At 60.5% G+C, this 11,419-nt stretch carries 6 protein-coding genes; 2 read left to right on the top strand and 4 right to left on the bottom strand.

From position 1 onward, the window contains the following. Window positions 1-34: 34 nt before the first annotated feature. Window positions 35-157: a hypothetical protein gene (locus tag BF99_RS23880; protein ID WP_306699404.1), complete on the bottom strand. Its 123-nt coding sequence runs from the start codon at window positions 155-157 to the stop codon at window positions 35-37. Window positions 158-738: 581 nt separating this feature from the next. Here BF99_RS23880 and BF99_RS0100445 point away from each other — a divergent pair. Then, a complete protein-coding gene (locus BF99_RS0100445; RefSeq protein ID WP_197018977.1) occupies window positions 739-4,635 on the top strand; it encodes a UvrD-helicase domain-containing protein in 3,897 nt (1,298 codons plus the stop codon). Beyond that, on the top strand, window positions 4,632-6,614 hold the full coding sequence (gene recD / locus BF99_RS0100440) for an exodeoxyribonuclease V subunit alpha (protein ID WP_025769293.1): 1,983 nt from the start codon (window positions 4,632-4,634) through the stop codon (window positions 6,612-6,614). The genes BF99_RS0100445 and recD overlap by 4 nt, the downstream gene beginning before the upstream one ends. Window positions 6,615-6,642: 28 nt before the next feature. On the opposite strand, the gene BF99_RS0100435 is transcribed toward recD, so the two are convergent. The 3 genes from BF99_RS0100435 to BF99_RS0100425 form a co-directional block, all read right to left on the bottom strand. After that, the gene (locus tag BF99_RS0100435) at window positions 6,643-8,565 is read right to left on the bottom strand and encodes a polysaccharide biosynthesis protein (RefSeq protein WP_025769292.1); all 1,923 of its coding nucleotides are present in this window, start codon (window positions 8,563-8,565) and stop codon (window positions 6,643-6,645) included. Beyond that, the gene (locus BF99_RS0100430; RefSeq protein WP_156013098.1) at window positions 8,562-9,626 is read right to left on the bottom strand and encodes an MraY family glycosyltransferase; all 1,065 of its coding nucleotides are present in this window, start codon (window positions 9,624-9,626) and stop codon (window positions 8,562-8,564) included. Before BF99_RS0100430 ends, BF99_RS0100435 begins: the two co-directional genes overlap by 4 nt. Before the next feature lie 124 nt (window positions 9,627-9,750). Continuing rightward, window positions 9,751-11,241 (bottom strand): aldehyde dehydrogenase family protein, encoded by a 1,491-nt coding sequence (locus BF99_RS0100425; RefSeq protein ID WP_025769290.1) that lies wholly within the window; start codon window positions 11,239-11,241, stop codon window positions 9,751-9,753. Window positions 11,242-11,419: the final 178 nt, after the last annotated feature.

Here is an 11,419-nt window from a genome sequence, read left to right as displayed (position 1 = left end):
AGAATCGTCGATAACGATAACGAGCATAAAGCGACTAGTTCAGCAGCAAAGCGCTTTCTGGGGGGGGGGGGGCAGTCAATTCAGGTGCCGCCGGTACCTTGGGCACCGATGCGGATTGTGCGCTCAAGTCGTTGATATCGCGGGTTGGAAGACTCATTATCGTGCACTCCATTGGGCGTTGTAGGCCGTTTTTGCTGTCCGTATCGAAGCCGAAGCCCTTCGCTGTCGGCATGCGAGCGAGTCCACCGCACGCTTTTTCCGATGGACACCTTGCCTGTTAATTTACCCTAAAACGGCGGCGGCTGCGAAAAGTCGCCGTGCGTGCGCCTTCCGTTTCGCCCCCGAACCGGACGAGGGTGGCAAGACAGCGGATCTCTACCCGAAGCGAGAGGGGTTCGGGGCACAGGCACCCGTTCACGCCCCCCGTTCCGCGCCCCAAAGCCTATGGCGATGCTCGCTTTGATGAGGAGCACCCGCTATTTCGAACTTGCCTGCGCCTTGCCAAGAGATACATCACTTTCATCCCATAAAATCAAATCTTTGGTCGGGGTTTAGAACAACTGAGCGGGGAGGTGGTGCCCACTCTCGCCGTTGTCGATCGACACCGACACATCGAGAAAGCGCTCGATGCCGGGCGCGGGTGCCGTTGCGATGCCGATGCCGGATAGGCTCGTCGATCGGCCCGTATCGGATGCCCGCATCGATGCGGGCGAAATGAAAGCCAAGGGATCTTCGTCGATGCCATCGAATCATTATGAATCCGCCTTGGAACTGCCTTTGAACCCGGGCGAGAGAGTGTTGATGGAGGCGAGCGCGGGCTCGGGGAAGACCCGGGCGATCACCTCGTTGATCGCCCGCTTGTTGGTGGAAAGGGAGCTATCCATCGAGCGTATTTTGGTGGTCACCTTCACCCGCGCCGCCACCGCCGAACTGCGCGAACGGATCCGCCGCTTGCTCCACGATATCCTGCCTTCGCTCGCCGAAGGGGATATCGATGCGCAAGCGGCGAAAAACGATCAAGCGCAAAAGATCGTTTCATGCTGGAAAACGATGATCGACGATTTCGATGCGAATCTCGCCCGAAGAAGGATAAAACGCGCGCTCGACGATATCGACCTCGCCCCGGTGTATACCATCCACGGATTTTGCCAACGAACCCTCTCGGATTTCGCCTTCGAATGCGACTTCCCCTTCGATGCCGAAATCGTCGGGCAGGACGATTCGATGATCCAAGAGGCGGTACGGGATTTCTGGAGACGACGTCTTGGCAATATCGCTCCGGTGCAGGCCGCCTTCATCGACGATCGACGATTCTTCCCCGCCCCTTTGGCAAAGTGGGTCGATCGATGGCGGGGCAAGGCCATCGATATCCGATGGGATGAAGGGAATTTCCGCGACGAAGCACTGCAAGAGGCGATCGACTATTGGAACGAAAGCGCAAAGGAAATGCGAAGAGTATGGGAGAGTTGCGGCGATGAATATGAATGGGAGTTGAAAAACGGGGGATGGTTGAACAGAAATTCATATCGCGGACCGACCGTCGATAACAACCTTTCGGAGCTGAAAGAGAAATATCTCGGCGAGGGTTTGATATTGCTGCCGAAAAAGGCATCGAAAGATAGACCCGAATTCTTCGCATTCTTCGGGCTTTCGAGACTGAAAGAAAAGAGCAAGAAAAGTGCATCGCCCCCGCAAGATCCCTCCTTCATCGAAATGGCGCAATGCTTCGATACGATGAACGATGCTTGCCTTTCGCTTTATGACATCCTCGAACAATGGCTTCGATCGCTGAGAAAAGACCTGCTCGAAGAAATACCCCGAACCATCCACGAGGGCATCCGAGCGACCAAGAAATCCTCCTATGACGATCTTCTCATCGAGGTCGACAAGGCGCTTGCCGGCGTAAACGGCAAGCGATTGTCGATGCGCCTTTGCGAGCGATATCATGTTGCGCTGATCGACGAATATCAAGATACGGATCAGATTCAAGCGCGGATCTTCGATCGAATCTTCGCCCGGGACTTGAAAAAAAACGATGGCGCCTCGCTCGGCTCTTTATTCATGGTCGGCGACCCCAAGCAGTCGATCTATCGTTTTCGGGGGGCGGATGTTTTTGCCTATCTCGAGGCGAAGACCAAGGCGGGCCCCAGAGTTTCGCTCGAAAGCAATTGGCGCTCGACCCCGGAACTGATCGAGGCGATGAACGCCTTGTTCGATCGACCTTGCGCCTTCGCCCTTCCCGATCGCTTGATCGAATACACCAAGGTCAAGGCGGGGAAAGACGAGCGACCGCTTGCCATCGAGGGCCGCTCCGATCACGCCCCGCTTTGCCTGCGCCTGCTGCCGGAATCGGACACTTCGAACAAGAGCAAGGAGGCGGCCGGCGAAGAGGCGGTGGTGGGCCTCGTACGAGAGATCGCCTATCTGCTCGGCGCCGGGAGAACGCAACTGCACCTAAAGGGCGAGGAGCCGAGGGACCTTCGCGGCTCGGATATCACGGTGCTGGTGCGCAAAAAACACCAAGGCCGTCTCGTGGCCATCGAGATGCGAAAAAACGGCATCGATTGCATCGAAATCGGAGACGACAGCGTCTTTCGAACCCGAGAAGCGCAACAACTCGAGCGCCTGCTATGGGCCTTGCTCGAACCGGGATTGGAGACCCGGGTGCGCGGGGCGTTGGCCGGGGATCTCTTCGGCTTGGGCAGCGACGATCTTCGTCTGATCGACACTTGCGAAGATCGGTGGAACGATTGGTCGCAGCGTCTCGTCGATTGGCGAGAGGCTTGGGAGCGAGACGGCATCGGGGTGATGCTCCGCAAACTGATCAAGCGGCAGCAAGGGGCGGCGATGCTTTTGAAATCGCAGGCCGGACCCCGCCGCCTGACCAATCTGCTGCATCTTTCGGATCTGCTGCAAGAGGCTCAAACCCGTTATCGCTTCACTCCATCTTCGCTCGCCAAATGGCTGAGCGATCGCTTGGAAGACAAGGATACCGCCGTCGACGAGATCCAGTTGCGCCTTCCGAGCGACGAAGATCTGGTTCGAATCCTGACCGTTCACGGCAGCAAGGGTTTGGAATTCCCGATCGTCTTCCTGCCCTTTGCTTGGAGCGGTTCGGATGATTCGAAACGGCTGAACGAGAAGAAAAACGAAGGGGTCGCCTGCCACCTACTCAAGAAGAAGGAAACGGGCGAAACGGGCGATGAATACTCCCAAGCCCTCTACCTCGACCCCGACGAGGATATCTTGGAGTGCGACCGCATCGAGGAGTTCTCCGAGGAACTTCGCCTTTTCTATGTCGCCTTGACCCGCGCGCAATATCGCTGCGTCGTGACTTGGGGCAAGGTGAGCGGTGCGAAAAACACCCCCCTTGCCTGGTTGCTGCATCGAGGGGACGATGAGGATGCCGGCGATGGGGATGGGGATGACAGTGGCGCTATGGACGAAAGCGAATCGGGCGACGAAAGCATCATCCCCCGCTCATTGAGAAGGCGCATCGACGCCACGATGGAGCGCTTCGATACCTTGGCACATTGCCGGTGGAAGGAGGAGGTCGATGCCCTGCGGGACCTTTGCCCTCATGGCATCGAAATCACCGAACTCTTCGAGGGAGAAAGCGGCGACACCGCCGGGGCGAGCATCGCCGCCGGCACCGCCGAGAAAAACGATCTCGTCGTGCGAGAATTCACGCGCACCATCCGACCTTCAAGACAGATCACCAGCTATTCGGCATTGATCCGAGATCGCCGGGCGACGATCTCGTCCCTTGCCGATGCCGAGCGACCGGATCACGACGATGTCGATATCGAAGACGCCGGCGATGACGAAGCCATCGAGATAGCGACGGCTTCTTCCTCCGATCCGGTCGATCCCATCGATCGAGCGATCATGGATCTCCCCAAAGGGGCGATGACCGGGCGCTGCCTGCACCGGATATTCGAGCGTTTGGACCGACAGGAAAACGAGGATGGGGAAGGGGATATTGTCGATGCCATCTGCAAGCAGGAAATCCGACATTCCGGTCTGGATGCGAAATGGCTGAAAGCGGTGGGCGCCATGGTCGAGCGCTGCCGAGCGATGCCCCTTGGGGAGCCCGAGAGCAAGGGTTTTCGCCTTTGCGATCCGGTGCCCCGGATGGTCGAGATGGAGTTCCACTTCCCTTTGGTCGAGGCCCGCATCGAACATCTCTCCCGATGCCTTTTCGATCATGGATATTCCGTGGCATTGAAAAACCCTTTCGGCGGAAAAAAAACCGGCGACGGGGAGATGCCGGCGGCCATCACCGGCTATATGCGGGGCTTCATCGATCTCGTGGTGGAACACGATGGGCGGTGGTATGTACTCGACTACAAGTCGAACCGGCTCGAAGGCTATGACCGAGCGTCGATGGAAAGGGAAATGAAAGCGCACGACTATCACCTGCAATATCTGATCTACTTGGTGGCTTTGCACCGCTATTTGGCGTTTCGACTCGATGATTACGATCCCGAGCGTCATATCGGCGGGGCTTTCTACCTTTTCCTGCGGGGCATCGATCCCGAAAAAGCGACGAGGGAGGGCGTCTTCTACGACCGCCCCGCCACCGCATGCCTGCTGGCGCTCGATGGCTGCTTCGATGAGGGGAATCCGAAGTGAAATCGAGCTCGCCGACGAGTGTCGAGTTGGGCGATATCGACCATCGCTTCGCCTCGCTGATCCGGCAGATCGATCAGGGTATCGATCATGCCATCGACCATGCCGGCAAATCCGATCCCGATGATCCGGTGTGGCTGGCCGCCGCCCTTGCAAGTTGCCGAAACCGGGACGGACATGTCTGCCTCGATATCAAGGCCGAGGGAGGAAGCGATCTGATCCTCTCCAAGCGCTTTTCGCAAGATTCGCAAGAGGGGGATAAAAAGATAACCCTGCCGACAGCCGATCGGTGGTTCGATGCCTTGGCGCGAAGTCGGGCGGTGATGAGGCCCGACGACGAGGCGATACGCCCCTTGGTGCTCGAAGCCTCGGGCGGGGGACTATCGCCCGACGGACAAGCGGCCGACGGACAATCAAGCGACGGAACCGATGAGCGAATCGTCCGCCTTTACCTGCATCGGATGTGGGAGGCACAAAGAACGATCGTGCGCAAAATCCAAGGGTTGATCGATGGCGACGACGGCAAGGCGCCGCCGGCCGATCCCGCCGTCGAAGAAAAGATCGATGCCGTCTTCGGGGCGCCCGCCGATTCGACGCGCAAGGACGAAGACCAGAGAAAGGCGGCGCAGGTGGCGCTAAGACACCGGCTTTGCGTGATCACCGGCGGCCCCGGCACCGGCAAGACCACGACCGTCGCCAATATCATCGCCCTGCTGGTCGAAGGCGGCCTTGCATCTTGCGAGCGCATCAAATTGGCCGCCCCCACCGGGAAGGCGGCGTCTCGTTTGAGCGCCTCGGTCAAGGAACGTTGTGCAAGGCTCGCATCGAGGATCCCCGCCTTGGCCGATCTCGATTCCGCCACCACCTTGCATCGATTACTGTTGCACGCCAAGAGCCACCTTCCCTTGCAAGTGCTGATCATCGACGAGTGCTCGATGGTGGATATCTCGCTGATGGCGAGAACGCTATCGACCCTGCCTGCAGATGCAAGGCTGATCCTCCTGGGCGATGCCGATCAACTCTCGTCGGTGCAGCCGGGAAGCGTTTTCGCCGACCTTTGCCCGAGCGCCGCCACCGGCTCGGCCCTTTCCCCTTGCGTCGTCCGCCTCGGGCATAACTGGCGCTTTCCTTCGGATCAAGGGATCGGCAGGCTCGCCGGGGCCATCATCGAGGGCCGGGCAAAAGATGCGATCGCCTGCCTTCGGGACTTAGAAGGGGGCAAGGGTGACGATGCGGAGAATGGCGATGCCCCCGATGCCGGCGACAATCGCATCGAGCGACAAGCGATGGAGGATATCCAAGCCTTCGATCGCCTCGCCGACGAATGCGCAACGAATCATTTCTTGCCGATGATTCGCAACCTGTCCGAGGTCGGGTTTCCTCATGACGGCGAAGCGACGGAAGCGGCCATCGAAAGCCTCCGCAAGCGATTCGAGGGGTTTCGGGTGTTATGCGCCCACCGCCGAGGCGCCTTCGGCTCCGAGAGATTCAACCGCCGCGTGGAGGAATCCCTGCGCGAAAGGGGGCTCGCCCCTTATGGAGAGACGTTCTATCTCGGCCGTCCGATCATCGTCAATCGCAACGATTCCCATACCGGCCTCGCCAACGGCGATACCGGCATCGTGGTCCACGATACGAGGGGCGAAAAGCGCGTTTGGTTTCCCGATGTCGGTGGCGATGATAAGAATCCGCGCCTGATATCGCCCGGGAGACTGCCGGAGCACGAGAGTTTCTTCGCCTTGACCATCCACCGATCCCAAGGATCGGAATACGACGAGGTGGCCGTGGTCTTAGGTCCTGCCGATTCGCCGCTCGCCACTCGCCAACTGCTTTATACCGCGGTGACCCGCGCGCGAAAACGGGTGGTCTTGCACGCGCAAGAAGCGGCGATCGAAGCGGCGGTGGATAGCGATACCGTGCGCGGTTCGGGGCTCCCCGACGCCCTTCTCGAGATCGGGCGAGCGCCGCCCGATCCCCCGTAAATCCCGCAAGTCCCGCCACAAATTCCCCTCAGCGCGTCACTTGCGGAACCTGACCGCTCGGGCGCCTCAAAAAATCGAAGGGAAGCACCCGCCCCTCCTCGCTGACCCCGAAATCCGAGGCCAACAAAGCGAGCAGACGACGCATTTCCGATTCATCGAGTTTTTGCCACGCAAAGCGCAGGTCGTCGATCCCTTTTTCGAAGAGGGTGGCATCGCAAGGGCGAAGGCGTGCCAGCAGAAGTTTTTCGTGCTGCGTTTGCATGGGATTCTCCTCGGGGTGGAAGAGTTCCTCGATCAACTTCTCCCCGGGGCGCAATCCGATGAACTCGATGGGAACCCCCTCGCCCGGCACCTTCCCCGAGAGCCAGATCATCTGCTCCGCCAGATAACGGATCTTCACCGGCTCGCCCATATCGAGCACGAAGACCTCGCCGCCCTCGCCCACCGAACCCGCCTCCATCACCAACTGACAGGCTTCGGCGATGGTCATGAAGTAGCGCTCGATCTCGGGGTGGGTGACGGTCACCGGCCCCCCTTGTTCGATCTGACTGCGAAAGAGCGATACCACGCTGCCGGCGGATCCCAAGACATTGCCGAAGCGAATGGTGATGAAGCGGGTCGGGGAGCCGGTGCGCGCCAGATCCGCGCAGATCCGCTCCGCCACATATTTGCTCGCGCCCATGACATTGGCGGGATTGACCGCTTTGTCGGTCGAGATCAGGACGAATTTACCCACCCGCGCGGCGGCCGCGGCCCGCGCCACGCACTCGGTGCCGAAGACATTGACGCGGATCGCCTCGCGCACCTCGCGTTCGAGCATCGGCACATGCTTGTAGGCCGCGGCATGAAAAACGATATCCGGACTGCGCTCGGCGAAGGTGTGTCGCACCGCCCTTTCGTCGCAGATATCCCCCAAGATGATGTCGAGATCCAAACGCGGGAAGCGCTCGCGCAAATCGCGCTCAATGGTATAGAGGTTGTATTCGCTGTGATCGAGCACCATCAGGCGGCGCGGTCCGAAACCTGCGATCTGCCGACAAAGTTCCGATCCGATCGAGCCGCCGCCGCCGGTCACCGCGATCACCCGCCCCGAAATGCCGCGCTCGATCGAGCCTCGATCCAACGAGATCGGGGGGCGGCTGAGCAGATCCTCGATCGATATCGAGCGCAAGCCCGAAACCGCCACCCCGCTACCGGGCATATCGTGCATCCGGGGCAGAGTGCGGATGGCAACCCCCGCTCTTTCGCAAAAACCCACCATCCTTCGGATCTGCGCGGTGGTGGCCGAGGGCAATGCCAGCAAGACGATCTCCGCCCCGGTGCGATCCGCGAACTCCGGAATGCGATCGCCCCCGCCGAGCACCCGTACGCCATGGATCTCGCGCCCTCGCTTGCCCGGATCGTCATCGACGATGCCCACCGGAAAGCAGCCGTAGGAGGGATCGCGCAGCAGATCCTGAACCAGCATCTCTCCGGCGGCGCCGGCGCCGACCACCAACGCTTTGCGGGCGTCGAGCTCTTGCAGGTAGTGCTCCTTGATCCACCGGTAGAGCAAGCGCGGGCCGCTGATCATCAAGATCAGAAGCAATCCGTAGAGGGGGAAGATCGAGCGCGGCACGAGGCTCATGCGATTGATCAAGAACAAGGCGATCACGCCCGCGCCGACCCCGAGCACCGTCGCCTTGAAGATGCGACTCAGATCGGATAGGGAAATGAAGCGCCACATCCCCCGATAAAGACCGACATGGAGAAAGGCGATGCCTTGCAGCAAGGCCATCACCGGCAGCGCCGACAATGCTTGATTCATCACCGCCGAGGGCGGGATCGAGAGATCGTAACGAATCCACCAAGCGCCGGTCCACGCAAGGGCGATCATCGCCAGATCGTGCACGAATACCAAGGTCGCGCGGCTCTTGAAGCGCACCGGCAATCGTTCGAGAATCGGAATCACCTTCGCCTTCGCTCCTTTTCGTTGATGGTGCGGGCAACGACGGCATACACCGCCGCCCATACCGCAATCAGCGTCCATTGCAGCATCGGATAGGACAATGCCGTCCACGCCGAGGCGGCACAACCGAGCATCAATGCGTATTCCGTCAACACCACCCGCCGCCGACTGAATCCGGAGACGGTCGCCCGCTGGTAATAATGCGTCAGGTGCGCTTCCCAGATCCGCTCGAGGCGGAGCATCCGCCGGATCAGGGTGATGGTCGCATCCACCACGAAGGGGGAGAAGACCAATATCGATATCCAAAGCGGAAAATATCCGGCGCGGTCGGCATGAAGCGCCATCGCCCCGGCGACCAGACCCAACAAGGTAGCGCCATTATCCCCCATGAATAGGCGGGCGGGGGGGAAATTGAAAGGGAGAAACCCCGCCGCCGCACAGGCCATCGCCGATGCCAACCCGATGAAGAGCGGATCCCCGGAAGGAAAGGAGAGCAAGGCGAAGGCCCCGAAGCCGAAAACGGCCATCCCGGCGGCGATGCCATCCATCCCGTCCATGAAGTTATAGAGATTGACGAACCAGACGATCAGCAAGGTGCTGAAAGCCCCGGCGAGGAGGAGATTCGCCCTTGCATCGAGTCCGGGCAAGGCGAAATCATCCAGACGAAACCCTTGGGCGACCAAACCGACGGCCACCGCGATTTGCACCGCCAAGCGAAGGGATATCGGCGTACCGAAAGCATCGTCGATGAGCGATACGAGGCATAAGGCAAGAGCCCCCGCTGCGAGAGGGGGCAACCAGGAAGCGCTCGAACCCCCGCCGCCGAGCGCCGCCTCGTCGAGGCCGAGAAGCATCGACGATATCCCCACCCCCGCCCCGGCGAGGATCGCCAGCCCCCCGGCGCGCGAGATCGGATGATCGTGGAGCGAGCGCGCATTCGGATGATCCGGCAAAAAACGATCGCCGCGGGCGGAGATCCAGCCCGCTGCGATCAATGCCGTGCAAAAAGCCCCGAACCCCGACAGCATCAACAGCCGAAGGTCGATCGGCGGCGCTTCGATCATCGAAGCCCCTCCTTGCACCCTTTTTTGCACCCTCCCGACAACGACGCCATCGGCTCCGAAAGGATCGCAAGCCTCGAATCTGGCCAAAGCGGGGGTTCGAAGGGCACCGGGAGGCTCGAAGGATCTAGGTCGCCGGGATCGACAGATTCACGGTTACGCTCTTTTTCCGAGTGAAGCTATCGAGCATCCCCTCCAGCGAGAACTCGCGGCCGATGCCGCTTTGCTTGATACCGCCGTAGGATTGCCCCAGCACCTGACCCGTTCCTTGATTGACCTGCACCCAACCCGCCTCCACCCGATGGGCGGTGCGCAAGGCCTGCCCGATATCTTTCGACCATACGAAAGCCGCCAATCCGTAGTGGCTATCGTTGGCCATGCGCACGACATCGTCCACATCCTCCCATCGGATGGCGACGAGCACCGGGCCGAAGATCTCCTCCCGGGCCAGGCGCCAATCGTTGGAGTCGTCGGCGAAAATGGTGGGGAGGGCGAAAAAGCCCTCGCTCAGCGGCCCGCTTTGCGGGGGCAAGCCACCGGTGATCGTCCGCGCTTGGGGGCGGGCGAGCCCCTCCTCGATATAGCCGCAAACGCGATTGAACTGCTTTTCGTTGATGATCGCCCCCATATCGGTGGCCTCATCCAAGGGATCTCCGATCTTCAAGGCCGAGGTCAGGGCCACGAGCCTTTCCAAGAAGGAGTCGAAAATATCGGCATGCAGAAAAAGACGGGAGCCTGCGGTACACGATTGGCTCTGACGGGTGAAGCGCATCGCATGAACGATACCCTCCACCGCCCAATCCTCGTCGGCATCGGGAAAAACGATCGAAGGACTCTTGCCGCCGAGTTCGAGCGAAACCGGAACGATGCGGCGTCCGGCCTGCTGCATGATACCCCTGCCCACCTCGGTGGAGCCGGTGAAGGATATCTTGGCGATCTTTGGATGGGCGACCAAGGCGGCGCCGCAGTCATGGCCATAACCGGTCAGGATATTGAGCGTTCCCGGCGGCAGTTCCTCGTTGCACAGCCCGGCGAGCATCAACACCCCCAAGGGGGCGTCCTCGGCGGCTTTGAGAACCACCGTATTCCCGGCGCACAGGGCGGGGGCGATCTTGAGCGCCGCCAACATCACCGGCGCATTCCAAGGAACGATGGCCCCCACCACCCCCATCGCTTCTCGTCTTGAATAACTCAAAAGATCCTCGCTCAAAGGCAATGTCTCCCCTTTGAGCTCGCCCGCCAACCCGCCGAAATAGCGAAAGACATCGGCGGTCAATGCCGCCTCCCCTCGGGCTTGGGTGCGAAGGGCGTTGCCGGTCTCCGATGCGATGGTGCGGGCCAAACGCTCGGTGCATTCCTCGATGCGCTCGGCGACCCGCAGCAACATGCGGCCTCGTTGACGAGGCGGCGTGTCGCGCCAGCCGGGGAAGGCTCGGGTGGCGGCCTCGACCGCCCGATCCACATCCTCGGCCTGCGCTCTCGGTACATGCGCGATCACGCGGCGATCGGCGGGGCTTTGAACGGCGATGGTCTGGCCGCTCGCACTCTCTCTTCGCTGCCCGTCGAGCAGCATCTTGGTGTGATCCGACAGTTGCGTTTGCTGCATCGTCTCTTGCATCGATTCTTGTCTCCGCCGGTGCAGATGGGGGTGAAATGGCCCCGTCGATCCGATGCATCCATCATCCATCCATCGATTTCGACAAGGGCCGGCATCGTGATTCGAGGGCCTTCGGGCTCGCCTTATGATATCGCGTGAAGAGATCGCACGGCACGGATGCGGGCATCGAAGGCTTCGG

This window comes from Thioalkalivibrio sp. HK1 (genome assembly GCA_000583135.1).
In the GTDB taxonomy this organism is placed as follows: Bacteria; Pseudomonadota; Gammaproteobacteria; order HK1; family HK1; genus HK1.
This window is presented reverse-complemented; position numbering and strand designations above follow the sequence as displayed.